This window comes from Microbulbifer sp. MI-G (genome assembly GCF_030440425.1).
Classification (GTDB): Bacteria; Pseudomonadota; Gammaproteobacteria; order Pseudomonadales; family Cellvibrionaceae; genus Microbulbifer; species Microbulbifer spongiae.
In genome coordinates, this window is the sequence record NZ_CP098023.1 from 1,427,560 (window position 1) to 1,453,463 (window position 25,904).

Sequence of the window (25,904 nt, forward strand, 5' to 3'; positions counted from 1 at the left end):
GTCCAGCATTTCTGAGCCACTGTATCGGGGTCGGGTTATCGGTCGCTCCCTTCGGTTGATACAATCGCAGCCATTAACAGGGTATTATCCGCCCTTTATTGCCTGAATATAGTATGGAATACGAAGGATTTATGACCAAGCAGCGCGTATTAACCGGTATTACTACCACCGGCACCCCTCATCTGGGTAATTATGTGGGTGCAATCCGACCGGCGATTGCCGCCAGTCAGGATGAGGGGAACCAGTCTTTTTACTTTCTGGCAGATTACCACGCGCTGATCAAGTGCCAGGACCCCGAGCAGGTGCATCAGTCCACCCTGGAAATCGCCGCAACCTGGCTGGCCCTGGGCCTCAATACTGACAATGTGGTTTTCTACCGTCAGTCCGATATCCATGAAATTCCCGAGTTGACCTGGTTGTTGACCTGTATGACCGGCAAGGGATTAATGAATCGCGCGCATGCCTATAAGGCGGCAGTGGATGCCAATCGTGCCGATGGGGAGGATTCTGATTTTGGTATCACCATGGGGCTTTACAGCTACCCGATCCTGATGGCTGCAGATATTCTGATGTTTAATGCCAATATGGTGCCCGTGGGTAGGGACCAGATGCAGCATATCGAAATGGCCCGGGATATTGCCCAGCGATTCAATCATCACTATGGGGAGCACTTCGCTTTGCCGCAGGCGGTAGTGGACGATCATGTGGCGGTGTTACAGGGTCTGGATGGTCGCAAGATGAGCAAGAGTTACGGTAATACCATCCCTTTGTTTCTGGCGGAAAAACAGCTGAAAAAGCATATCAATAAGATCAAAACCAATCTGTTGGAGCCGGGTGAGCCCAAAGACCCGGATACTTCTACGGTCTTCCAGATCTGGCAGGCCTTTGCTACAGAGGTGCAGGCAGCGGAGATGCGCAGGGAGTTTGAGGAGGGTATTGCCTGGGGCGAGGCCAAGCAGCGGCTGTTTGCACTGATTGATGGCCAGATCGGTGAGGCTCGCGAGCGTTACCATGCGCTGCTTGCCAGTCCGGAACTGATTGAGGAGGTGCTGGAGAAAGGCGCAGCCAAGGCGCGGGCCTATTCGGCACCCTTTATGGAAAATTTGCGTCACGCGGTCGGCATCCGCAAGATTTGTTAGCCGGGGTTTAAATGCAGTGGGGGCATGGCTTTGGAGATTTCCCCGTGATTTTACAAAGTCATAAAAAATAACGAAAGTACAGGGCTTTATTATGGAAAACATTCAGGCAAATTCTTCTGCAGGTGCCGATGCCGCCAGCAAGAATGGATGGATCAACCGGGCACTCAACGGTATTGAGGTGGTGGGCAATAAGCTGCCCGATCCGGCGGTGCTCTTTCTGGTTCTGATGGTGGTGGTCTGGGTGCTGTCCTGGGTGTTGTCCGGTGTGCGTTTTGACACACTGCACCCTGCTACCGGTGAGGCCATTCAGGTAACCAACCTGCTTTCCGGTGGTGAGATGGCGCGCTTTCTCTCTGGTATGGTGACGACCTTTACCAGTTTTGCGCCATTGGGTGTCGTCCTCGTGGCCATGCTTGGGGTCGGTGTAGCGGAACAGAGTGGCTTTATCAACGCGGTGTTGAAAAAGCTTCTGGCTGTGACCCCACAGATGTTGCTGACCCCGATGTTGATACTGGTGGCCATTGTCAGTCACACGGCAGTGGACGCCGGTTATGTACTGGTTATTCCTCTCGGCGGAGTGATTTTCTATGCGGCCGGCCGCCATCCCCTGGCGGGTATCGCCGCGGCCTTTGCCGGGGTTTCCGGGGGATTTTCAGCAAACTTTGTCCCCTCTGCCATCGACCCCCTGCTGCAGGGTTTTACCCAAACCGCGGCACAGATTGTCGATCCGGAGATGCAGGTTAACCCGTTGAACAACTGGTTTTTCACTTCGGCGTCCTGTCTGGTAGTAACCTTGCTGGGCTGGTGGCTCACCGATAAAGTCATTGAGCCGCGCTTAAAGGGTGTTGCTATTGACGGTGATGAAGAGGACATGCCGGCAATGCAGTCGCTGGGTGCCCGTGAAAAAAAGGCCATGTATCTGGCGGTAGCGGTGATGGTTGCCGGTGTAGTCGGGCTTGTGGCCTGGATGCTGCCGGAAACATCGGCACTGCGCGATGCCCAGGGGCAGCTGGCCTCCTTCAGTGCCCCGGTGATGCAATCTATCGTGCCGTTGATTTTCCTCCTGTTTATCATCCCCGGTGTTGTATTTGGTTATGTGGCCGGAACCTTTCGCCAGAGCAAGGATGTGATTGATGCAATGTCGAAAACCATGGGCTCCATGGCTTACTATGTGGTAATGGCTTTCTTCTGTGCGCTCTTTATTGCCGAGTTTGCCCGCTCCGGCCTCGGCACCCTGCTGTCGGTGGAGGGTGGCAGCCTGCTTGCTGCCATGAACCTGCCAGGCCCGGTAACGCTGATGGGCATCATTGTGCTGGTGGCGTTTATCAACCTGTTTGTAGGTTCCGCCTCCGCCAAATGGGCACTGCTTTCGCCAATTTTTGTACCCATGTTGATGCAGATTGGTTTCTCTCCAGACCTGACCCAGGCGGCCTATCGGGTGGGCGATTCGTCCACAAATATCATCACACCGCTGATGCCTTACTTTCCCCTGGTGGTTGTCTACTGCCAACGCTACGTAAAGAATACGGGGATTGGTACCCTGGTATCCATTATGCTGCCCTATTCCGTGGTATTCCTGTTGTGCTGGTCCCTGTTTTTGGTGATTTATTGGAATCTGGGCATGCCTCTGGGCCTGCAGGCCAGTTATACCTATCCCTAGTCTCTGTATGCAGAGCTGCCCGCGGCAGTATTTGATCTCTGCAACCAGCAGGCTCTATGGGCACTGTCCCCCGCACCGGTGAAGCTCTTCAGGCACCGGTGGGGGATAAGTCGGCTTGAAGCCCTGGCGGCTCTGGATTTGAAGGGGTGGCACACCGACTGACAGGCTGCACCAACTGGGATCTGTGTATCCCCCCGTTGGACGAATAGGGTTGATTGTGCGGCAACTGGCAGAGAGTTGAGTAAAAGGGCAGCAATGGGCTGTTTGCACAAATAAAAAAGTCCCGCTCTTTCGGGCGGGACTTTTTACAGATGGCGGACCGGACGGGACTCGAACCCGCGACCTCCGGCGTGACAGGCCGGCATTCTAACCAACTGAACTACCGGTCCGCATTTTTCTCTTCCCTATCAAGGCCCTGCTAAGCAGTCGCTGGGGAAGTGGTGGGTGGTACAGGGGTCGAACCTGTGACCTACGGCTTGTAAGGCCGTCGCTCTCCCAACTGAGCTAACCACCCCGTGTCAGGAGCTGCGTATCTTAATGATATTCTTTGCGGCGTCAACGCCTTTTTTATTTTTTGCCGATCAGTGTATCAAGGCTTTTGGGCGGGGGTTTGCGGGCGTGTCCGCGGCTTGGTGACGCTGTTATAATCAACAAATTTCCGGCAGATTGGATGTGAGAGACACTGTGAGACGGGAGTGCTGGCTGGGCCGAACTGTGTTGGCACTGGGTTTGCTGTGCCTTTCTGTGGCAGTGCAGGCGGTGGTGGAGGCTGAAAAACTGTCCTCCCCTGATCTGGAGCTGCGGTATCGGGTGTTGATTGAGGAGATGCGTTGTCCAAAGTGTCAGAATCAGAACCTGGCTGATTCTAATGCACCGATTTCTGTCGATCTGCGCCGGGAGATTCGCCGGCTTCTAGAGGGGGGCTTCTCCGATAGAGAGATTGTTGACTATATGGTGGCGCGCTATGGGGATTTTATTCTCTACCGTCCCCCGGTTCAAGGCAACACCCTGGCGTTGTGGCTGGCCCCTGGCCTATTTGCGCTGATAGGCTTGCTGGCGCTGATCCTGATTGTGGTGCGTTCCCGCAGTGGCACAGGCGCAGACCAGGGTGACGATAGCGGTGAGCTGAGTGACGATGAGCGGCGCCGATTGAACAAGCTGCTGGGTCATGATCCGGGCGATTGGACTGGCAGCGGGAAAAAGAGCAAATGACTGATATCTGGTTTGGGTTGGCCATTCTGCTGCTGTTGCTGGCTCTGGTCTTTTTGCTGCCGGCCATACGCAGCACCCGTACCGGGCGCTCGGATGACAGCAAGCGCACTGCAATGATCGAGCTGTACCGGGCACGCACCAGCGAGCTGCAGGACGCTTTGGACAGGGGCGCGATGGATGCGAAGCAGGTTGCCCAACTGGAAACGGAAATGGCCCGGGAGCTGCTGGCCGTGCGGAGTGGGGCACCAGCCGCTGCGCCCAGCCGGCGCGGCGCCGGCGTATTAATCGGCCTGGCGCTGCTGGTGCCGATAATGGCCGTTGGCATTTATGTCTGGTCCGAACGCCCCGGCGAGGTGGCCTTCTACCGGGAGATTGTGGCCAGCTACCAGGGGCGGGCAGATACGGCTTCAGAGGCGCGCATTACCAGCCAGCTAAAGGCTTGGGTGCAGAAGCATCCGGAGGATTTGCGCAGTCGCTATGTTCTGGCACAGCGGTTGCTGCTTGCCGGGGATATCGCCGGTGCGGTATCGGCTTATCGCTTTGTGGTTGAGCGTGAGCCCCAGGCGGCGTCGGTAAAAGCCGATCTGGCACAGGCGCTGTTCTTTGCCGGAGGCTCCAGGATGAGCAAAGAGATTCGCCTGCTGGTCAAACAGGTTTTGGAAAGCCAGCCTGCCAATGGTACCGCCCTGGGTTTGGCGGGGATAGCCGCTTACGAGGACAGGGATTACCGCCGGGCGCGCGAATACTGGCAGCGTGCATTGCAGCAGCTCGAGCGTGGATCGGCTGCGGCAGAGGCCTTGGCTGCCGGAGTGGCGCGGGCGGAACAGGCCCTTGCCGATAACCCTAAAGCGACGATGGCGCCCGCCAGTTCGCAAGCGCCGGGCGGACCTGCGATTCGTGTACAGGTGAGTTTGAGCGGAGAGATCGCTGCAGACTCCGCTACGCCGGTCTATATTTATGCGCGTAGCGCAGACAGCCCAATGCCCCTGGCGATAGTGCGTCTGAATGCGGGCCAGCTGCCGGTGGAGGTGGTATTGGATGAGTCGCGCGCGATGATGCCGGGGCGCTCCATCGCTACGGTGGATTCCGTGCAACTGGTGGCGCGTCTGGCCCTGAACGGCGATGCGCGCCCCCTGGCTGGCGATTGGCAGGGCACCATTGAGTCTCTCTCCAGGGAAAACTGGGGAAAGACCCAGTCCATCACGATTGATCGGAAACTCTAGGTGGCTGTGATCTGGCGCTTGTTGCGCTTTTGCGAGAAATTCAATGGGGTTGGCTGAAGCCCCCACAGAGTTTCTATATTCGGCCACGACGAGAGCACAAGGTTGCGCTCAACTGGGCGAGGGCGCATAACTATTTCCAAACTGTGCTGTTGCCGGTGGCCATGTGATTTCAGATCTGCCGGAAATGCCATTGATGAGTACCAGTTGCAACAGCTTGACTTGAGCGCTGGCCGGACCGGTCGAAAATCCTTTTGAATAGCCACTGTTAAAAATAGCGCTGAAAGCCCGGACAGCGCCATGTACAATCGGCGGCTTGAGGATTTGGCCGGCAAAGATAAGAGATACCGAGTTAAAGAATACATGCGTCTGAAGTGCATCAAGCTCGCGGGCTTCAAGTCCTTTGTAGACCCCACCACCGTTTTTTTTCCTACAAACCTCAGCTCAGTGGTTGGTCCCAACGGCTGTGGCAAATCCAATGTCATTGATGCGGTGCGCTGGGTGATGGGCGAATCGTCCGCGAAGAACCTGCGCGGTGATTCCATGACCGATGTCATTTTCAATGGCTCCAGCGGGCGTAAGCCTGTTGGCCAGGCCTCAATCGAGCTGGTTTTCGATAATTCCCAGGGCAAACTTCCCGGTGCTTACGCTGCCTTTTCCGAGGTTTCCGTCAAGCGCAAAGTCACTCGCGAAGGGCAGAACAACTATTTCCTCAATGGAGAAAAATGCCGCCGCAGAGACGTGAAGGATTTGTTTCTGGGAACCGGCCTCGGCCCGCGCAGCTACGCCATCATTGAGCAGGGCATGATTTCGAAATTGATTGATGCCAAGCCCGAGGAGTTGAGAGTCTATATCGAAGAGGCTGCCGGTATCTCCAAATACAAGGAGCGCCGTCGCGATACTGAAAACCGCATGCGACGTACCTCCGAAAACCTGGAACGCCTCGCGGATATCCGCGACGAACTGGACCGCCAGCTATCACGCCTTGAGCGCCAGTCCGCCGCAGCGGAGAAGTACAGTCGTTTTAAGGGGGAGGAACGCAGTCACAAGGCAAATTTGCAGGCACTGAAATATCGCGGGTTAAATGAACAGGCCACTGACAAGCAGCAGCAGATTGGCGAGTTGGAACTCGCTGTTGAGGCGCTGGTGACCCGACAGGTTGAATGCGACACAGGTATCGAGCAAAAGCGTGTGGGCTATCATGAACTGTCCGACAGCTTCAATGAGGTTCAGGGGCGCTTCTATGCAGTGGGTGCGGATATTGCACGCCTGGAGCAGACTCTCGACCACGCACGCGAACGCGCTACGCGACTGCAATCTGATCTGGCACAAACCGAGCAGGAATACCTTGAAGCGGAGTCCACTCTGGCGGTGGATCGGGAAAAGGCTGCACAGTTCGAAGAGGAGCTGACGGTTATCGTACCAGACTTGGAGATGGTGCTGGCGGCAGAGGAGGAGTCCGCCGGTGCGCTGCTTGAGATAGAGGAGCGCATGCGCAACTGGCAGAGTGAGTGGGACCAGTTCAACCAGGTCGCTTCGGGCTCGCGCCAGAAAGCGGAAGTGCAACAGTCTCGTATCCAGCACCTGGAAACCTCCGGACAGAGATTGCTGGAGCGAGTGAACAAGCTGGCTGCTGAGCAATCCGGCCTACAGGTTGCCACTGATGAGGGGGAAACCCTGCAGTTGGGTGAGCAGTTGGCCGAGCTGGAAATACAGGTCGAAGAGCGCCGCGAGCAAATGGTGCAATGGCGTGCTTGTCTGCAGGAATTACGTGCTCGCGAGGGCGATCTGGCCACGGAGTTGGACCAGTTGCGGTTGCAATTGCAAACCGGGCGGGGCCGCCAGGCTTCTTTGGAGGCCCTGCAGCAGGCGGCACTCGGGCAGGGGGAAGCGGTGCAGAGTTGGCTCCAGCGGCAGGCCCTGGCTGACAGACCGCGTTTGGCCGAACAAATACAGGCAGACACAGGCTGGGAAACTGCGGTTGAGACGGTGTTGGGAGAACAGCTGCAGGCGGTGTGCGTCGAGCGTTTGGAAAGCCTTACCGAAGGGCTTGCGCAGTTGCAAAACGGCCAGGCGGTATTTATTGATCACAGTGCCCTGGCTGCCCCGGTTCGGGGCCATTTGCCACCCCTGGCGGACGTGGTTCGGGGACCGGCCTCCCTGGCAGGCCTGCTTGCGGGTATCTATACTGCCGACAATTTGACCGAGGCGATGACACTGCGCTCGGGCCTGCAAAATCAGGAGTCCATTGTGACCCGCGATGGGCTCTGGGTGGGACCCAACTGGCTGCGTGTGCGCCGCGCCAGCGATGCTGAGTCCGGTGTGCTGGCGCGCAAGCAGGAACTGGAGGTGTTGGCTCAGGAGCTTGCGCAGTGTGAGGAGCGAATCGGTGCGCTCAGCGGGCATCGCGAGTCCCTGCGTGAGCAGGTCGCCGAACTGGATGGTCAGATCGAGCAGGCGCGCAGCGATTCCGAGCAATTCGGCCGTCTCGAAGCAGAACTGCGCAGCCAACTGTCTGCCCGTCGCGCCCGCGCCGAGCAGGTGAGTGAACGCCACAGCCGCATTGAGCAGGAATTGATTGAGGTGCGTGAGCAGCAGAACCTGGAAGCGGAATCCCTTTCCGAGGCGCGCCTGTTGTTGCAAGAAGCGGTTGAGGCCATGAGTGATGATACAGATCGTCGCGAAAGGTTAATGGAACGTCGTGAAGCATTGCGCGAAGCTTTGGATACTGCACGCCAGCGTGCACGCGAAGGCAAGGACCGCGCCCATGAGTTGGCCATGCGCGAACAGTCCGTTCGTACACAGGTGGTGTCTCTGGAGCGCACCCTGCAGGTCATCAATGAGCAGTTGGCGCGGCTGCGTAGCCGCCGCGCGCAATTGCAGGAACAGATGGCCGAGACGCACGATCCGTCCCGGGACATTCAGGGAGCGCTGGAAGAGAAATTAGGTGCGCGCCTTGCAGCGGAAGCCGAGCTGGCCGAAGCGCGTGGCAAACTCGAGGCGGTGGAGGCCGACTTGCGCGAGCAGGAGCAGGAACGCCACAAAGTGGAGGCGGCCCTGCAGGAGGTACGGGCCCAACTGGAACAAGCGCGCCTCTCTGCCCAGACCCTGGAGGTGCAGCGCAGCGGGCTGGCGGAACAGCTGCGAGAGAACGATCACGATGTGGATCTGCTGATCGCACAAATGCCAGGGGATTTGACCATCGCCCAGGTACAGGAAGATTTGGAACTGGTGGCTGCGCGCATCTCGCGCCTGGGGCCCATTAACCTGGCAGCCATTGATGAATACAAGCAGGAGTCGGAGCGCAAGCACTATCTGGATCGCCAATATGGTGATCTGACAGAAGCGCTGGAGACTTTGGACAATGCAATCAAGAAAATCGACAAAGAGACGAAAACCCGCTTTAAGGAAACCTTTGATCAGGTCAATGCGGGCCTGCAGGAACTTTTCCCCAAGGTGTTTGGCGGCGGCAATGCTTATTTGGAACTGACCGGGGATGATTTGCTGGATACCGGTATTGCGATCATGGCGCGCCCGCCCGGCAAGCGCAACAGTACTATTCACCTCCTTTCCGGTGGGGAAAAGGCACTGACTGCGATCGCAATGGTTTTCTCCATCTTCCGCTTGAATCCCGCACCTTTCTGTATGCTGGATGAGGTGGATGCTCCACTCGATGACGCTAATGTAGGTCGATACGCACGAATGGTTAAAGAAATGTCAGAGCACGTTCAGTTCATCTATATTACCCACAACAAGATCGCCATGGAAATGGCGAATCAGCTGCTGGGTGTGACTATGCACGAACCGGGAGTGTCGCGCCTTGTATCGGTGAATGTGGAAGAAGCAGCCGAGCTGGCTTCCGCATAGGGCGCAGAAATGAGAGGCACTTAAATGAACAACTGGCTGGTTACAATCTTAATCGTCGTGGTGCTTGTGGCAGTACTCGATGGAGTGCGCCGCGCAATTGTGCGGCAGCGTGCTGCAGTGAAGGTTTCCCGGAAGTTATCCAGGGCAATGCAATCTGAGGTAGATGGCGATGCCGATCCGGTGTCCGGAACCCGACTGAGCACGGAGGGCGGTGACGACGTTTCAGCAGGCACCTATGACAAAGTGAAACCGAGACAGGTAACCAGTGAGCTGCCCGGACAGGTCCGCGTGGTCCAGCGCCGGGCACTGGAGGATGCGCTGCATGTAAACCGCCAGGTACAGGAAAGTTTTATCTCCTCGCGCAGGCCCCTGGCAGGCAGTACGCCACCGCGTAATCTGCAGGAACAGGGCATGCTGGATTTTGAGGAGCAGGTACCCACATTGATGGAATCCATAGTGGATGGGCAGCGCTTCGAGCCGGAGTTGAATGAGTTCGAAAGCCTGGAGGTGCTCGGCACTGAATCACATCCGTCGGCCCCGCCAGCGGAGGATAATCCTCGCCAGGAGGTGCTTGACGACCAGTATTCCCAGGCGCTTTCCCGCGACACAGGACAGTCCCAGGAAAAATCTCCGGTGCGCGATGAAGTGCTGGTGATCAATGTTATGGCGCCAGAGGGGGATTGTTTCGAAGGCAATGACCTGCTGCGCGTGATGCTGGCCGCGGGAATGCGCTTCGGGGAAATGAATATATTTCATTACCATGAGGGTGGCGGTGCCGATGGCTCGGTGATTTTCAGCCTCGCCAATATTGTGGTGCCGGGTGTGTTTGATCTCACTCAGATGGAAGAGTTTACCACGCCCGGCGTCAGCCTTTTCCTGGCGTTGCCGGTTGAGGGGGAGGCCATTAAGGCGTTTGATCAGTTGCTGTCCACCGCTTACAAAATTGCCGAGTTGCTCGGTGGTGAACTCAAGGATGAAAACCGCAGTGTTTTTACCGCACAGACTGCCGGACACTATCGCCAGCGTGTGGTGGAATACCAGCGCTGCCGGGCCCTGGCGTTGGCACAAAGCTGATTGTGCAGATGTGGGATTTAGGCCATTTTTGTTAGGCGACAATGGCGCCAAGCCATGGCTCCATCCAATTCTGCCAGGAGTTTGGTCGCGGACCCGAACCGCGGTTACGCGTAGAGTCCAGTTTTCTTAATAATAAACCCGTTTTCACTCGACTGAATTGATGAGTAATCGAACTATTCCCCGCGTTGCGCGCGCCCGGGTTCAGGCACTGCGAGAAATCCTTCAACAGGCCAACTATCAGTACTATGTGCTGGATGATCCGGATCTGCCGGATGTGGAGTATGACCGCCGATTGCGTGAATTGCAGGATATCGAGCGGGAATACCCGGAACTGCAAACCTCCGACTCGCCCACTCAGCGTGTCGGTGCCGAGCCGCTGGCCTCTTTTGCCCAGGTGCACCACGAGGTGCAGATGCTATCGCTGGAGAATGCCTTTAGCGATGAAGAGCTATTGGAGTTCGACCGTCGCGTGAGTGAGCGCCTGAACAGCACAGTGCCAATCGAATATGCCTGCGAACCTAAACTGGATGGCATTGCGATCAGCCTGCTGTATCGCGATGGGGTTCTCAAGCGTGCGGCTACCCGTGGCGATGGCACAACTGGAGAAGATATTACCCAGAATGTACGCACTGTGGGTTCGGTGCCCCTGCGTCTGCGGCAGGATACAGGCATAGCGAAATACCCCCGCGTGCTGGAGGTGCGCGGTGAGATTTATATGCCGAAAGCGGGGTTTGCCGAATTGAACCGCAAGGCCGCAACCACCGGCGAAAAACTGTTCGTCAATCCCCGCAACGCAGCCGCCGGCAGTCTGCGCCAGTTGGACTCCCGTATCACTGCACAGAGACCCCTGGAGCTCTGTGCCTATGGCACCGGCCTTGTGGAAGGCGTATCCCTGCCGGAAGAGCACATGGAAACCCTGCAACTGCTTGGGCAGTGGGGTTTTCGTCTCAACAGGGAAATGCGTGTGGTCACTGGTATCCGCGCCTGTATCGACTATTACAATGCGCTCGGGGAAAAGCGCGATACGCTGCCCTACGATATCGACGGTATTGTTTTTAAAGTCAACAGCATTTCTCTGCAAAAGCGCCTGGGTTTTGTCGCGCGGGCACCGCGCTGGGCCGTGGCCTACAAATTCCCCGCGGAAGAGGAAATGACCGAGCTTTTGGATGTGGAGTTCCAGGTGGGGCGCACCGGCGCAGTAACCCCGGTGGCCAGGCTCAGGCCGGTGTTTGTTGGCGGCGTGACAGTGTCCAATGCAACCTTGCACAACCGTGATGAAATCCAGCGCCTTGGAGTCAGGATCGGTGATACGGTGGTGATTCGGCGCGCCGGCGATGTGATCCCCCAAGTGGTCTCGGTGGTGGAAAGCAAGCGCCCACGCAATGCCCGTCCCATTGTATTTCCGACCCACTGTCCGGTCTGCGGCTCGCCGGTGGAGTCGGCACCAGGAGAGGCGGTGGCCCGTTGCAGTGGCGGTCTGATTTGCAGTGCCCAGCGCAAGCAGGCGATCAAACATTTCGCTTCACGCAAGGCGATGGACATCGACGGTCTGGGAGACAAGCTGGTGGAGCAGTTGGTGGATGAAGGGCTTCTGCACTCGGTTTCCGGCCTTTATCACTTGAATCTAGAGCAGGTGGCAGGGCTTGAGCGCATGGGGCAAAAGTCTGCACAGAACCTGCTCAATGCGCTGGAACACAGTAAAGAGACCTCCCTGGCGAAGTTCCTCTATGCACTCGGCATCCGCGAGGTGGGAGAGGCGACAGCGCGGAACCTGGCCCGGCATTTTGGTGACCTGGAAGTATTGATGCACGCGGACGATGAGGCCTTGCAGGAAGTGGAGGATGTGGGCCCGGTCGTTGCCCACTTCGTTGCAGAATTTTTTCAACAGCCCCACGCTCTGGAGGAAATAGAGGCCTTGCGCCAGGCAGGCGTGCACTGGCGGGTGGAGGAGCGCGGAGGGGAAGAACAGCCTTTATCCGGGCAGACCTGGGTGCTGACCGGCAAGCTGGAAACCCTGTCCCGCAGTGAAGCCAAGGATTATTTGCAACACCTTGGTGCGAAGGTGGCCGGTAGCGTCTCCGCCAAAACCGATACTGTCGTAGCCGGACCGGGTGCAGGGTCGAAACTGAACAGGGCGCGTGAGCTGGATATTCCGGTGATGGATGAAGAGGCGTTGTTGGAAATGCTGCGCCAGCGCGGGTTTGATCTTTAGTGGAATTCCCCTGGCAGGGTGGATCGGGGTTGTGGTGACGTTTTCAGGGTTGCGCAATCGGCTTTGTTTTTCAGCCAATCTCTCTGCAGCCGTGATGTTTGCTGCTGGTGTTATGGCTTTCTGTCCACTGCGCCGTTAAAGTTGGGGCTCTCAACCTATATTGCCCTGGATACCTGATGTCCGGCGGCGCTGCGGTAAGGAATGGAACGAATGTTTCAGGGCGATCAGGAATCCATAGTCTACGGTTGTATCAAGGACAGTAACAGCCTTACCGGCGGCAGTGACCGCCGGCGAGTCAATCGTGAGGCAGTCCTCGCCTTGCCTGGCGCGGATGAATGGCCCTTTCTCTGCCGCGATATGTTTGCCATTCCTACTATTAAAGTGAAACAGTCTCAGTACCAGACCGATGTCATTCACTTTGGCGCTTCTTACCGCGCAGTGGAGTATGAGTGGAACCTGTGGATCCAGAAGTTTGAAGAGCTACTCAATAATATGTATTGGGTATCGGCTACTGTGCATCTGGAAACCGAGCTTTCCGGTGTGCACTCCTTCAGTTGGGAGTCCGCCGACCTCTACCATGTGCCCGGCAGTGGTGATATGCGGGTGCGCTGCGAATGGACCCAGGAGGGGCGGGTGAGTATCTGAGGCGACCGCTGCGCCGGAGTGGTTGAAAAATGAAGGTTCCGCTTCACTGGCGTTGGCTTTTGCGGCAACGACATTCACGGAGAACCTCTTTCAGAGCAGCGTTGATCTGCTAAAGTGCCCATGTCGCCGGATGCCGTTGTACGGCCACCATGGCTTGCCAAGTGGAATTAAAAAATGGCGCCAGCCCGCGCCTGATCAGGAAGGATGGAACATGACCAGAGCCAATTCCCTACTCTTTGCCAGCGCCTTGATGCTGTCTGCATTGTCGTACGCAGAGGAACAGGGCACCAAAAACGATATGGTCAGCAAGGCCCCGGAGGGTGCCAGGCTCTATATCATTTCACCCAAGGATGGTGAAAAAGTTTCCCAGACTTTTACCGTGCGGTTTGGTTTGTCCGGTATGGGTGTGGCACCTGCGGGTGTGAATCTTGAAAACACCGGGCATCACCACTTGCTGATTGATGTGGATACTCTGCCGGATTTGAGCAAACCGCTACCGGCGAGCAAGAATATTATTCACTATGGGGGTGGCCAGACCGAAACCGAAATTACCCTGCCGCCTGGCAAACATACACTGCAACTGGTACTGGGCAACTATCTGCATATTCCCCACCAAAACCCGGTAATGTCCAAGAAGATTACGGTCGAAGTGGAATAGTTTCCCCGGCGCTAATAGCAATCCTTGACCGGTGCGTATGACGCACCCTGTGAGAGGGAAATGGGCGAAAAATTTCGAACCGAAAAAGACAGCCTCGGTGAGGTGCAGGTACCGCGGGAGGCATGGTACGGGGCTCAGACCCAGCGTGCGGTAGAAAATTTTCCCGTCAGTGGCCATCGCCTGCCGGCTGAGTTTATTCACGCTCTGGTGTTGATCAAGAAGTCGGCGGCAGAGGCCAACAGAGACCTGGGCCTGCTGAGCCAGGCCCAGGCAGCGGCCATTATCGGCGCCTGTAACCGCCTCGGAGATCCTGAATATCTCAGTCACTTCCCGGTTGATATTTACCAGACCGGCTCCGGGACCAGCTCGAATATGAATGCCAATGAGGTGATTGCGCACCTGGCTGGAGACGGCAGTGGTCTGTCCATCAGTCCCAATGACCACGTCAATATGAGCCAGAGCAGTAATGACGTCATTCCCACCGCGATTCACGTCTCGTCGCTGCTGGCCGTGCGGGATAAGTTACTGCCCGCTCTGCGGCATTTGCATACCCGTCTGCGCGACAAGGCTGTCGAGGTGCAGAATGTGGTGAAAACCGGTCGCACCCACCTGATGGATGCGGTACCGATGACCATGGCCCAAGAAGTGGATGCCTGGGCGGCGCAGATAGAAGCCTGCCGCGAGCGCATCCGCATCACCATGCCGCGCCTTGCGCAACTGGCCCAGGGGGGCACGGCGATCGGTACCGGGCTCAATGCTCCGCCGGATTTTTCCGAACTGTTCGCGCAAAAACTGAGTGCGCACACCTCCCAGCAGTTCCGCCCGGCGGATAATCTGTTTGCTGCAATCTCGTGCCAGGATACGGCGGTGGAACTGTCTGGACAGCTCAAGGTACTGGCGGTGGCAATAATGAAGATTGCCAACGATTTGCGCTGGATGAACAGTGGCCCATTGGCGGGCATTGCAGAAATTGAGTTGACGGCGTTGCAGCCTGGCAGCAGCATTATGCCGGGCAAGGTGAATCCGGTAGTTGCCGAATCCGCAGCCATGGTGGCGGCACGGGTGATGGGTAATGACACCACCATCACCGTGGCAGGGCAAAGCGGTAACTTCCAATTGAATGTGATGCTGCCGCTAGTGGCCAGTACCCTGTTGGAAAGTATCAACCTCCTGGCCAATGCCACCCTGTTGTTGGCAGATCGCGCCATCGCAAGCTTTACCGTGAACCGGGTGCACATTGAGAACACAGTAGGGCGCAACCCGATTTTGGTAACGGCGCTGAACCCGGTAATCGGTTACCTGAAAGCCGCCGAGATTGCCAAGGTGGCCTACAGCAGCGGCAGGCCGGTATTGGATGTTGCCCTGGAAATGACCACACTGGACCGGGAGACTCTGCAGGATCTGTTGGACCCCAACCATCTGGCCAAAGGCGGACTGGTAGGGCAATAGCCGATCCCGCACACTGGGGTACCCCCTTGCGCTTCAGGCGAAAAAAGCGATTCCCAGCATCAATAGGGAGATAATCACCGTCAGGCACATCATCCATTGGAACAGGCGTTTCAGGGTAACCTGGTCCTCGGGTTCCAGCATTCTTCTGGGCATTCGCTCCTCCTGCGGCGTTGACAGGAACCTGCCAATCCTTCACGATTCGACGCCGCACCGGTACCTAACACCGACAATACAATGGTAGTGCCACAGAAAGTGGTAATCTCTCCTTTTTTCAAAATCACTATATTCAAGTCATCATGGCCAATAAAAGTCGCCGCTCTTTTATCATCAGTGTTCTCGCCTGTGTCGCATTTGTCGCCGCGGCGGTTATTAGTTGGGACTTGCCCGTAAAGCATGTTGTGTACTATCTGGCCTTTATATTGGTAGTCCTGTTTGTCATCATTTTAGTGGCGATGGGCTTCGGGGCCTTGCTCAGTTGGTTGCGCAGGCGAAAGTAGATCGATGGCATCAGCAAAGGAGGAACTCCGCATACCCATTGCTTATTTGGAGCGTTTGCTGGAAGAGGCAACACGCCACGGCTGTGACCGCGGTGAGCTGCTGGCTTCAGTGGATATTGTCGAGTCGGAGTTACAAGGTGTCGCGGCCTTTTCGGCCATCAAATACGGGCGTTTGTACCAGCGTGTCATGTGGCTGGTGCAGAACGAGTGGTTTGGCATGCTCAGTGGGGGGCGGGTGCGCTCAGGTTCTTTTCGCCTGTTGTGCCTGGCCGTGGTGAACTGTGTCACCCTGCGCCAGGCGATTGCGCTCTGTGCCGAATTTATGGAGATCTGCCGTGGCTTTAAGGTGAAACCGGCCTTGGAATCCGGAGATTCCGGGCGCGGGCGTGTTGAGATTCGCGGTATCAGCTCACTGGGAGAGGGTGAGTTCGAGCAGTTACTCGCATCCACCAGCCCCAGCGTGATTCGCACCACCCTGGCTGTTTGGCATCGCTTCTATTGCTGGCTGGCCGGGCGCGAGATACCCCTGGCGCGTTTGTATTTTTCTTTTCCCTGCCCCGAAGAGTTCCGCAGTCTGGCCCAGAGCGAGGCGGAAGAACTGCTTTTCGAGCAGCCGTTTAACGCCCTCGAATACGACGCCCGCTATCTCGAATACCCGGTGGTGCAGAGCCCGCAAACGGTAGAGGATTTTATCCGCACGGCTCCTTATCATCTGGTGATCAGTGACGGCAGTGCCAACAGTATCAAGACCAAGGTAAAGACCATCCTGAACCGGGATGTGAGCGAGTCCATGCCTGCGGCAGAGGCGGTGGCGGAGCGGCTCAATATGTCGGTAACCACCTTGCGCCGTCGCCTGCAACAGGAGGGCACCTCCTACCAGAAGCTGAAAGATGAGTGCCGTATGGAGGCCGCCTTCCACTATCTGAGTTGTCCGGACCTCTCCAATAGCCAGATTGCGGAAATGCTCGGGTTTGACGAGTCCAGCGCCTTCTTCCGTGCTTTTAAAAAGTGGACAGGCATTACACCGGGAGAATATCGCCGGAGTGGCCGCGCCGCTGCCGGTCGGTACATGTGATCCCATTGGCCACACCTTTTCCAATTCCCGCCTCGATTTGTCACCATTTTGGACGGATTTCGCCATAGAGAGCGCTGCCGGCTTACTACTATTATGAACCAATAGCATAATTTAGTCACAAATATGACTGGCCAGTTTTCACTCGGCCCAGAAAATCATTGAATTGAGGGTATCAGGATGACCGATGTCAAAATGCCACTGCGCGATTTGCGTTTTGTGATGCGCGAGATGCTGGGCTCAGATGCGCACTACGCATCGCTTGGATATGGGGAGGTTACTCCTGATGTTGTCGATGCCATCCTGGAGGAGGGGGCAAAGTTCTGCGAAAACGTGCTGGCGCCACTGAACCAGATCGGCGACCAGCAGGGCTGCACCTGGAGTGATGGTGAAGTCACTACCCCCACGGGTTTTAAAGAGGCCTACCAGCAGTTTGTGGAGGCGGGGTGGCCTGCATTGCCGCATAATCCGGAATACGGTGGCCAGGGTCTGCCACCATCACTGGGGACTGTGCTGAGCGAAATGGTGGGTATCGCCAACTGGTCCTGGGGCATGTACCCGGGCCTTTCCCACGGTGCCATGAACACCCTGGAAGCCCATGGTACCACAGAGCAGAAAAGTACCTACCTGACCAAGCTGGTCGAGGGTAGCTGGACCGGCACCATGTGTCTGACCGAACCACACTGTGGTACCGACCTGGGTATTTTGCGTACCAAAGCTGAGCCCGGTCCCGACGGCGCCTACGCAATCACCGGAACCAAGATTTTTATTTCTGCCGGCGAGCACGATATGACCGAAAATATTGTCCATATCGTACTGGCACGTCTGCCGGATGCCCCGGAGGGCACCAAGGGTATTTCACTGTTTATTGTGCCCAAGTTCCTGCCCAATTCAGACGGCTCCGTCGGCGAGCGCAACCGTGTGGTTTGCGGTTCCCTCGAACATAAAATGGGTATTCACGGCAACGCCACTGCAGTGTTGAATTTCGATGGGGCCAAGGGATTTCTGATCGGCGAACCGAACAAAGGTCTGAACTACATGTTCACCTTTATGAACACTGCGCGCCTGGGTACTGCCCTGCAGGGACTGGCACATGCTGAAATCGGTTTTCAGAAATCTCTTGCCTATGCCCGGGAGCGCTTGCAGATGCGCTCCCTTTCCGGCACCAAAAATCCGCAAGGTCCGGCTGACCCAATTATCGTACACCCGGATGTTCGCCGCATGTTACTGACCCAAAAGGCCTTTGCCGAAGGCAGCCGGATGCTGGTCGTTCACTGTGCCCAGTTGGTGGATATCACTTACCGGGGAAGTGAGGAAGCAAAAAAAGAGGCAGAGGATCTGCTGGCCCTGCTGACCCCGATCGCCAAAGCGTTTATTACTGAAGTGGGCTTTGAGTCTGCGAACCTGGGCCTGCAATGCTTCGGTGGTCACGGCTATATTACAGAGTGGGGTATGGAACAAAACGTGCGGGACGCGCGTATCTCTACTATCTACGAAGGGACTACCGGTATCCAGGCACTCGATTTGCTGGGCCGCAAGGTGCTGCTGAGCCAGGGTGAGCTGCTGCGCCGGTTTACCAAGAAAATACACAAGTTCTGCCAGGCGGAAATTGACAACGAAGCCCTTGCGCCTTTTGTCACTCAATTGCAGGCGCTGAACAAGCAGTGGGGCGACCTCACCTTGCAGGTGGGGAGTAAAGCCATGGAAAATGCCGATGAGGTCGGTGCGGCCTCAGTGGATTACCTGATGTTCTCCGGTTACACCGTATTGGCGTACCTGTGGGCGCGCGCCGCCCGAGCGGCCAACCTGAAGCTGGCCGAAGGTGCCGATGAGGCTGATTTCTATCGCGCGAAAGTGGCCACAGCACGTTTCTACTTCGAGCGCATTCTGCCCCGCACAACCAGCCATGCCACCGCCATGCAGAGTGGTGCGGCTTCCCTGATGGAGTTGGACGCAGCACATTTTGCGTTCTAACCCCCTAAACAATAGAAACCGCCGGTGATTCACCGGCGGTTTTCTTAGCAGTGCTGAAATGGCTAATATCAGGGGGATTCCAATGCAACTGCCGGACTCAGTGCAGACGCGTCTGCGACACCTGGCTTGTTTGCACCCACTTGCTCGGGTACAGTTTCGGCTGCCGGATGCCTGTGATTTTTACGTGTATATAGCGGGGACGCCGGACAATTTCGAAGTGGTATCCGAATTTGGACAGGCAGACGCACCGGCACTGGTATTGGAAATGGCAAACCACACGCTGAGCGCCATACTGGACGGCCATTTAAACGCGCGGCATGCCTTTTTGCTGGGAGATGTCCGATACTTCGGGGACCGGGAGTTGGCGGCTGCACTGGCAAGTTTATTTCCCGCACAGAGTGGAGACCTGTCAGGAGAGGCATAGATGCCCCGCTATGCGCTATTTTGCAGGATATGATAAACAATAAATAAATTGTCGCTGGCACCCTGGCTGGTTTCCCCTATAAAGACTGAGGAATTGGGTGGCGACAACAACAATCCGGAATGGGAGAAAAGAGTTGGACATTGATCGCAGCATACTCGATGTATTCAAGGGCGCTTGCGCCAAATATAGTGACCGACCGGCTTTCTCCTGTTTGGGACACACTCTGACAGTGGGTGAAATCGATACCCTGAGCGCCAGATTTGCCTCCTATTTGCAACATCATACCCAGTTGAAGCCCGGTGATCGTATTGCCGTTCAACTGCCCAATGTTCTGCAGTACCCGGTGGTTGTCTTTGGTGCCTTGCGTGCGGGCCTTGTGGTGGTCAACACCAACCCGCTCTATACCCATCGCGAACTGAAACACCAGCTGAACGATTCAGGTGCAAAGGCGTTAATTGTGCTCGCCAATATAGCTGATACCGCCGCTGAGGTCGTTGCGGAAACCAGTGTTGAAACAGTGATTGTCAGTGAAATTGCGGATCTGCACAGCCCATTTATGCGCACCTTGATCAACAGCGTGGCCAAGTACATCAAAAAAATGGTGCCGGAATTTTTCTTTGCCCGGCAGGTGCGTTTTCGTGAAGCCATGGCCCTGGGTGCCAGGAAGCCCCAGCGGGATGTGGAAAGAGCGCCGGAAGATATCGCCGTGTTGCAGTACACCGGCGGGACCACCGGCGTTGCCAAAGGTGCAATGTTGACCAACCGGAACCTGGTTGCGAATATGGAGCAGGTGCGCGAAGCTTTTGGCGATAGTATGAAAGAGGGGGAAGAATACTATATCGCCCCATTGCCGCTCTATCATATTTATGCTTTCACCATCCACTGTATGTGCCTCTTAGCCTCGGGCAACCACTCGCTGTTGATTCCAAATCCACGGGATATTCCGGCTTTTGTGAAAGCCCTGAAAGGCCAGCGCTTTACCGGTTTTGTGGGTTTGAATACCCTGTTCAATGGCCTGATGCGCAACAAGGCGTTTTCTGAGCTGGATTTTAGCAAGCTGCGTACCACGGCTTCCGGCGGTATGGCCCTGACTCGCGATACAGCCAAGCGCTGGGAGGAAATGACGGGCTGTATTGTCATGGAGGGCTACGGTATGACTGAGACTTCCCCGGTTGTCTCCTTCAATCCGATCGGTGGCGTTCAGCTTGGCACCGTGGGTATTCCGGTACCAGGTACTGAAGTCAAGGTTGTTGATGAGGATAACAACGACCTGCCCAACAATTCTCCCGGTGAACTCTGTGTGCGCGGTCCCCAGGTGATGAAAGGATACTGGCAGCGCCCGGAGGCCACCGCCGAAGTGCTCGACAGCGAGGGCTGGTTGAATACCGGGGATATGGCGGTTATTCAGGATGATGGGTATATCAAAATTGTGGACCGCAAAAAGGACATGATTATCGTATCCGGTTTCAATGTTTATCCCAATGAGGTTGAGGATGTGGTCAGTACACATCCCAAAGTGGCCGAAGCTGCGGCCATTGGTATTCCCGACGAGAAGAGCGGCGAGCATGTCAAACTGTTTGTGGTCAAGGCCGGTCAGCCTCTCACCGAGAAAGAGGTTGTGGACTTTTGCCGGGAGAATCTGACCGCTTACAAGGTACCAAAGCAGGTAGAGTTTCGCGATGATTTGCCGAAAACCAATGTCGGCAAGATTCTGCGTCGGGAATTGCGCGAAGAGGAATTAAACAAGCGTGAGACGGTCAGTGCCTGATGGGCTGCCCATTTCAAGTGTATCCAAAATAAAGCAAAAACGTGTAAATGCCCCATAAGCGTTCAACATAAATTTGCTTGCAGGGACGATTTTAACCCCCCCCATGCTTGTTGTACTCAACAGGCGTGGAAATCCGGCGGTATTTGATTGCTTGGTAATTACTCTGGCTGGTGAAATAGCCCGCACCCGATACGAACGAATCCAGCCTTTTGTAACAGCGTACAAATGATAGCTTTCTGTGCGGGCAACCGGTTTGCCCTTTACCCGCATCCCGCTTCTACACACGCTATCAAAGCGTTTCCTAGAGATATGCGTTGACATCCCAGGATTCACGGGCCAGATCCGTGGCAAGGAAAGTTTTCAAAATGGCGGTATGTCCACTGCCTGCGATAGCAATCACCCTGGTGCCCGGTTGAGCTACTGCCTGGATATTGGCGTACATACGGAAATTACGATGCCACCAGCTAGTAGATGCCCCGGCCCCGACAAACTCGCCGCCGGCACCAATGTCATTGACCATAAGGTAGAGGTTCATATTCTCGCGATCCTCTGACGGATCATTGCTCTGTCTCAGCAGGCGTTCCAGAGAAAAAGTTTGGTGGTGATGGGCGGTGAGTTCACTGAACTGCTGAATGTGCTCATCAAATAGTTTTTTCCTATCTGGACTGGATTTTTTCATGTATTCTATCAATTCCCCTCCTTTCCAGTGCACCTTTTGCTCGTCATAGCAAATGACATCCGTCAACCCTGCCTGAGCTGCGATGCGAAAACCCAGTTGCTGGTTTTCGTTAACATCAAGTTTGTGCTCCCCTTTAAGATAGGAATGAAATAGCCGGTTATACTTTTCCTGAAGTGCAGGATCACATTCGAGCATGACATGCGTGGGAGATTGTTTTGCAAGTCTTCCGGTCAACTGCTCAAGGTATTGCTGATTTTTCGGTGTCAATACATCAATTATTTCGCTTTTCACGACATCCCGGCTGGGGTTTGCAAAGTGGAATACCCCGAATAACATGACCTGGGCTGCAGGTGCCTCCTCTACCTCTAGCGCCTGTCCTTCAGCACTCCAGCCGGTAATGCTGGCCGGTAGCATAAGGGCACCAATCAGGATTCTAATAGCGATTTTCATTGTTGGTCTCGTACTTATCATCTGTTGTGAATTATAAGGGCAACTGCCACTGCTGAATAGGACGCACTCCTGAAAGGATTGGATGCAGTGCTTCTGGGAAAATTGTTATGGCAAATGTATGCCCTGTGTCTCGCGCTCAATCGCTGGGTTTTCATATCGGTTTTAGAGGACATGATACTCCGTAGACCCTGTTCAGATCTGAGACAGCCTGCCACTGGCGAGATCCACTTAAGCCTGAGACAGTGGTCCGGGGCTGGGGAGACTTCAACAATCTTCCCGGTGGTATGTTTCACGGCGGATCTGGCATTGGCACAGCGTGCTGAAATGGGTAACCGGCATGCATCGGTATGGCTTGTTAGCACCCTCGATGATTGGTATCAAAACCTCTAGGGTGTTGGCCCATGATGCGTTTTTCCCGCAGCGAAAGCCTGCCCGAACTTTGTGAAATCCTGATTCTGGTTGAGGGCGTTTTAAGAGGATTGAGTGACAAAGAGGAGAAAAATGCTAATTGGAATGCGAGGTGGCTACTGGAGTAACTCCGAAAATCGGTAAGGTTGACAAGGAGAGAACCTACGCTTTTTTGGCATTACCTTCCTCCTTTGGTCTGCCTGAAATTAATGATAGTCAAAAACGTCACAAAGTTTGATCTCTCAATCAATGAAATTCAGTAAGTGTCATCCCGATAAGAGACAAATTTTTCGATTCTGCTTCTACAGGTTTACTGGTTAGCCGCTATTCTCACGAAGGACTCAAACTGGGAGATAACAACATGCGAACTACAATAGTTTCATGGATAGTTGCGTCGGTAATGGTTGGCTTTTCGGGCTTTGCCTCCAGTCATGGTTGGACGGAGTTTCCAAAAGCCAGGCAGATATTCTGTGCCGAAGATGGGGGATATTGGCACCCCTCGGATGGTTCTGCCATCCCTAACTCAGCATGCCGAGCTGCGTTTCTGGAGTCGGGTACTTATCCATTTGTACAGAAAAATGAATTTTCCGCAAATGTTGCCAACTATAATGAGGATTCGGCTGTTCAATCCGTAGTCATTGATGGCTATCTTTGCAGTGCTGGATCGTCAGCCAAAGCGGGAATGGATATTCCTTCGCCAGACTGGCAAAAAACCCTATTGGCTGCAGGGTCGCACAGGCTGAAATTTCGGGCAACAGCAGCGCACAATCCAAGTTATTGGAGAATATACCTTACTAAGCCCGGATTTGATTCGGCCACGCAGCGCTTACAATGGTCTGATCTTGAGATTATTAACAGTTACGGTAACCTGCCTGTGGTAAATGGGTATTACGAAATGGATATAAACATACCGACAGAAAGAAGCGGCACAGGCGTATTGTATGTCAGATGGCAACGAAATGATCCCGCCGGCGAAGGCTTTTATAACTGTTCGGACATTATTTTCGAGTGAAATACTGTCTTTTAAGAAATAACCTTGTTTTTCTTATGCAAAGTGTCCATTGCCAATCCTGATGCTGTATTGCTCTTTTTGAGCAATTGAAACTGATTCCGCTGGTCATTTGTCAGTTTGTCTGTGCACGGACGAGTAGCCTGTTTTGTATCGCAGATTTTTAAGTTATCTATCTGTGATACTGTCATAAAGCAAAGCATTTCAAAGACTTAATGGAAAAATGTGCAACTGAGTCGAGAGAGCGATACAGGCATTTTATTTAGTGAAGTATACCTTATCAATGAATGTAAAGGCTGTGAAAAGGATTGACAGCATACATGCATACTCTATGTAAAGCTGCCGAAATTGTACGCAACGGGCATTTTGATTAACCGGCCAAGTGTCGGTTTTTTTGTGCTTGGCTTTTAGCGTTCATACCTCTGGTATCTGTGATATGTATGTCTAGAGCCTTGATTTCCAGCAAGGAAGACGCATATTGCAATTAAAGATGCTTACTATATTTATCAGTTCTCTATATGATCTGTTTGACCATTTTTTGAACTTTTAATCTAATTCTGGTGCCCGTAAATTTACAGGGTCCGTCGAATAGCGCAACTGGAAGATTATGGCATCAAACTGACAGCTTGATATGACAGTGGTTTATCAGCCTTTTTTAGCAGTACTGTTATCTGAGTTTCCAGGGGATTTAAGCTCTATTTTATCCAGCAGTTTGATCAATAGTTCTTGAGCATTGACAGGGTACGAATCTGCGGTACTGCTTGCATAATCCCTGGGCGCGAATAACCGGTTTGCAATTTCTGATTTAAGCCTGTGTTGCTCTTCTATGGGTAATGAGGCCAAATAAGGTGTGATTGCTTTTAAATCCAATGAGGTTTGTAAGTGTGTATATTGCTGTTGGCGATGCTTTGTAGATTCTCGCGCTAAATAGGCTGCTGGCACAGACAAAAGAACAGTAAATACTAATCTAAAAAGCGAATTCTCCCATTTAAAAGCTTCTGTTGTTGTTTCGTATAAAGAGAATCCTATAATTACAGCAATTATAACCATGCAGGCTAGTGAGCCGATCCGAAGCCAGTCGGCCATTTTCTTTTCGGAAGCAGCACTGGAGTCGTAATCTCCGGCAATCACACTGGCCGAAATCGTTCCTAGAAGATCATCCACGCTCTTTTGTTTGTTATTCAGCTCCTGTTGCGCGCTCGAATATAATGCATCAACGGCCTCCAGTCTTGATTTGATGGCACTTTCAATCGTATCTAGCTGAGATGCAATCTCTTCGAGTCTTTTTGATAAGATTAATTGCTTTTTTTCATGTCGGTCTTCAGAATCCTGAAGCTGGCCTTTTAATGCCTCAATATTTTTGCGCAGAACATCGGTTGATGGTACACCATAGTCCGTAAAAATAGTTGAGGCTTGCTTTCCTGGGTTTTCAGTCTGGGGAAATAGTGTTTCTCTATCCTCAATACTCTCTTTCAGTAAACTGGATAACTTGGTGAGTTTATCAATCCATACGTTGAGGTCTTCATCGTTTTTCGAGGTATTGCTTAAACTGTGTGCTATGGCAGTCAAATACGTACCTATGTGGGAAGCCGATGTTATCATCCGCTCACGATCGGCTCCGGCTTCCAGTGCCATACTGTAATCTTCATAGTACTTATCAAATGTGTTGATATCTTCTTGAATTTTGGCGGTAACTTTCTTCTCCCGTAGAGATAGCTTGAGTTCACTTACGTATCGTTCGGCCTGTGTTGCTAATTGACCTAATTTCTTGAGTGAATCATTCAGCGCTGAACTTTCCATGGATATTCTCTTGATGTTTTAAATGTTTGGTTGGCAAACGTCGCGCAAAATTTTTACAAGCTTCAGTATTTCTGGATTATTTTCACGCTCAACGATTAGAAAATTACTCTAAATCCATCAGGTACGACAATTGAGTACGATCGAACCACCTGGTGTAATGATCCATGCGACCAGTATCCCAAAAATCACCACTGAATTTAACCCTCTGTATTTATGTGCCTACCTTCCCGCCATGACAGCACAGGAAGGTAGGTGTTTGCGGTACGGCCTGGTTTGTACAGATATCCGGGGGCCTTCAGCGCTCAGTCTTTTTAGGAGTTTGCCACTTGAGCGGTATGATAATGGCCGGGGGCTGATCGGTTGGCTCCTCCTCCAGCGCACAGGCTTCGTCCAACCATTGCAGGAAGCATACGGCCCGCGTCACCTGGTTGCCCTCGCCGGGTGCAATATGCAGATCCACCGCGTTCTCTCTGATGGCGACCAGCGTGAAGGTAAAATACCCTCCCAGGTCCACTGGCTGAAATAATCGACAGGGTAATATAGGCATCTTGATTAGGCTCCTTATGTCGCCTGTGGCAGAGGTGCCGGGCAAAAGCCCATAGCGCTGCTTCTCTTGCCGCAGGCGTAATCCTTGTGGGAAAAAAGCAAAGTGCAGTGTGCAGGGTGCGCAACCGGGGCGGTGCGCGG

The 25,904-nt window shown here is 54.2% G+C and carries 21 protein-coding genes and 2 tRNA genes; 17 read left to right on the forward strand and 6 right to left on the reverse strand.

Features of this window, described 5'->3' with window-relative positions:
* The first annotated feature begins 131 nt into the window (after positions 1 to 131).
* Positions 132 to 1,139 carry a tryptophan--tRNA ligase gene (locus M8T91_RS06045; RefSeq protein ID WP_301417801.1) on the forward strand — a complete coding sequence of 336 codons (1,008 nt, stop codon included), beginning with the start codon at positions 132 to 134 and terminating at the stop codon, positions 1,137 to 1,139.
* Positions 1,140 to 1,230: 91 nt separating this feature from the next.
* Entirely contained in the window at positions 1,231 to 2,799 is a 1,569-nt protein-coding gene (locus tag M8T91_RS06050) for an AbgT family transporter (RefSeq protein ID WP_301417803.1), read from the forward strand.
* A 312-nt stretch (positions 2,800 to 3,111) separates the two neighbouring features.
* On the opposite strand, the gene M8T91_RS06055 is transcribed toward M8T91_RS06050, so the two are convergent.
* Together M8T91_RS06055 and M8T91_RS06060 are read right to left on the reverse strand one after the other, a co-directional pair.
* Positions 3,112 to 3,188: transfer RNA gene (locus M8T91_RS06055), tRNA-Asp, on the reverse strand.
* A 49-nt stretch (positions 3,189 to 3,237) separates the two neighbouring features.
* Positions 3,238 to 3,313, reverse strand: a tRNA-Val gene (locus M8T91_RS06060).
* 158 nt (positions 3,314 to 3,471) lie between these two features.
* Here M8T91_RS06060 and M8T91_RS06065 point away from each other — a divergent pair.
* The 13 genes from M8T91_RS06065 to M8T91_RS06125 all read left to right on the forward strand — a co-directional run bounded on the left by M8T91_RS06065 (position 3,472) and on the right by M8T91_RS06125 (position 20,871).
* On the forward strand, positions 3,472 to 4,011 hold the full coding sequence (locus tag M8T91_RS06065; protein WP_301417805.1) for a cytochrome c-type biogenesis protein: 540 nt from the start codon (positions 3,472 to 3,474) through the stop codon (positions 4,009 to 4,011).
* Positions 4,008 to 5,234, forward strand: a complete 1,227-nt coding sequence (ccmI, locus tag M8T91_RS06070) for a c-type cytochrome biogenesis protein CcmI (protein WP_301417807.1) — start codon at positions 4,008 to 4,010, stop codon at positions 5,232 to 5,234. Before M8T91_RS06065 ends, ccmI begins: the two co-directional genes overlap by 4 nt.
* Positions 5,235 to 5,594: 360 nt before the next feature.
* A complete protein-coding gene (gene smc, locus M8T91_RS06075) occupies positions 5,595 to 9,098 on the forward strand; it encodes a chromosome segregation protein SMC (RefSeq protein WP_301417809.1) in 3,504 nt (1,167 codons plus the stop codon).
* Between the two features lie 24 nt (positions 9,099 to 9,122).
* Positions 9,123 to 10,172: a cell division protein ZipA gene (gene zipA, locus M8T91_RS06080; protein ID WP_301417812.1), complete on the forward strand. Its 1,050-nt coding sequence runs from the start codon at positions 9,123 to 9,125 to the stop codon at positions 10,170 to 10,172.
* Positions 10,173 to 10,332: 160 nt separating this feature from the next.
* Positions 10,333 to 12,384 (forward strand): NAD-dependent DNA ligase LigA, encoded by a 2,052-nt coding sequence (gene ligA / locus M8T91_RS06085; protein ID WP_301417814.1) that lies wholly within the window; start codon positions 10,333 to 10,335, stop codon positions 12,382 to 12,384.
* 210 nt (positions 12,385 to 12,594) lie between these two features.
* On the forward strand, positions 12,595 to 13,029 hold the full coding sequence (locus M8T91_RS06090) for a hypothetical protein (RefSeq protein WP_301417816.1): 435 nt from the start codon (positions 12,595 to 12,597) through the stop codon (positions 13,027 to 13,029).
* Between the two features lie 211 nt (positions 13,030 to 13,240).
* A complete protein-coding gene (locus M8T91_RS06095) occupies positions 13,241 to 13,687 on the forward strand; it encodes a DUF4399 domain-containing protein (protein ID WP_301417818.1) in 447 nt (148 codons plus the stop codon).
* Positions 13,688 to 13,747: 60 nt separating this feature from the next.
* Positions 13,748 to 15,136 carry a class II fumarate hydratase gene (locus tag M8T91_RS06100; protein ID WP_301417820.1) on the forward strand — a complete coding sequence of 463 codons (1,389 nt, stop codon included), beginning with the start codon at positions 13,748 to 13,750 and terminating at the stop codon, positions 15,134 to 15,136.
* A 296-nt stretch (positions 15,137 to 15,432) separates the two neighbouring features.
* Positions 15,433 to 15,633: a hypothetical protein gene (locus M8T91_RS06105; RefSeq protein WP_301417822.1), complete on the forward strand. Its 201-nt coding sequence runs from the start codon at positions 15,433 to 15,435 to the stop codon at positions 15,631 to 15,633.
* 4 nt (positions 15,634 to 15,637) lie between these two features.
* Positions 15,638 to 16,708: an AraC family transcriptional regulator gene (locus M8T91_RS06110; RefSeq protein WP_301417823.1), complete on the forward strand. Its 1,071-nt coding sequence runs from the start codon at positions 15,638 to 15,640 to the stop codon at positions 16,706 to 16,708.
* A 177-nt stretch (positions 16,709 to 16,885) separates the two neighbouring features.
* Positions 16,886 to 18,679: an acyl-CoA dehydrogenase C-terminal domain-containing protein gene (locus tag M8T91_RS06115; protein ID WP_301417825.1), complete on the forward strand. Its 1,794-nt coding sequence runs from the start codon at positions 16,886 to 16,888 to the stop codon at positions 18,677 to 18,679.
* A gap of 58 nt (positions 18,680 to 18,737) precedes the next feature.
* Positions 18,738 to 19,103 (forward strand): SCP2 sterol-binding domain-containing protein, encoded by a 366-nt coding sequence (locus M8T91_RS06120; protein WP_301417827.1) that lies wholly within the window; start codon positions 18,738 to 18,740, stop codon positions 19,101 to 19,103.
* Between the two features lie 133 nt (positions 19,104 to 19,236).
* A complete protein-coding gene (locus M8T91_RS06125) occupies positions 19,237 to 20,871 on the forward strand; it encodes an AMP-binding protein (RefSeq protein ID WP_301417829.1) in 1,635 nt (544 codons plus the stop codon).
* Here M8T91_RS06125 and M8T91_RS06130 read toward each other — a convergent pair.
* The gene (locus tag M8T91_RS06130) at positions 20,842 to 21,141 is read right to left on the reverse strand and encodes a hypothetical protein (RefSeq protein WP_301417831.1); all 300 of its coding nucleotides are present in this window, start codon (positions 21,139 to 21,141) and stop codon (positions 20,842 to 20,844) included. The genes M8T91_RS06125 and M8T91_RS06130 overlap by 30 nt on opposite strands.
* Positions 21,142 to 21,172: 31 nt before the next feature.
* Positions 21,173 to 21,964: a DUF5694 domain-containing protein gene (locus M8T91_RS06135; protein WP_301417833.1), complete on the reverse strand. Its 792-nt coding sequence runs from the start codon at positions 21,962 to 21,964 to the stop codon at positions 21,173 to 21,175.
* 437 nt (positions 21,965 to 22,401) lie between these two features.
* On the opposite strand from M8T91_RS06135, the gene M8T91_RS06140 reads away from it, so the two are divergent.
* Positions 22,402 to 22,536 carry a hypothetical protein gene (locus M8T91_RS06140; RefSeq protein ID WP_301417835.1) on the forward strand — a complete coding sequence of 45 codons (135 nt, stop codon included), beginning with the start codon at positions 22,402 to 22,404 and terminating at the stop codon, positions 22,534 to 22,536.
* A 233-nt stretch (positions 22,537 to 22,769) separates the two neighbouring features.
* Entirely contained in the window at positions 22,770 to 23,420 is a 651-nt protein-coding gene (locus M8T91_RS06145; protein WP_301417837.1) for a lytic polysaccharide monooxygenase auxiliary activity family 9 protein, read from the forward strand.
* A 642-nt stretch (positions 23,421 to 24,062) separates the two neighbouring features.
* Here the strand turns inward: M8T91_RS06145 and M8T91_RS06150 are convergent.
* Together M8T91_RS06150 and M8T91_RS06155 are read right to left on the reverse strand one after the other, a co-directional pair.
* Positions 24,063 to 25,217: a hypothetical protein gene (locus M8T91_RS06150; RefSeq protein WP_301417839.1), complete on the reverse strand. Its 1,155-nt coding sequence runs from the start codon at positions 25,215 to 25,217 to the stop codon at positions 24,063 to 24,065.
* Between the two features lie 295 nt (positions 25,218 to 25,512).
* Positions 25,513 to 25,764, reverse strand: a complete 252-nt coding sequence (locus M8T91_RS06155; protein ID WP_301417841.1) for a hypothetical protein — start codon at positions 25,762 to 25,764, stop codon at positions 25,513 to 25,515.
* Between the last annotated feature and the right edge of the window lie 140 nt (positions 25,765 to 25,904).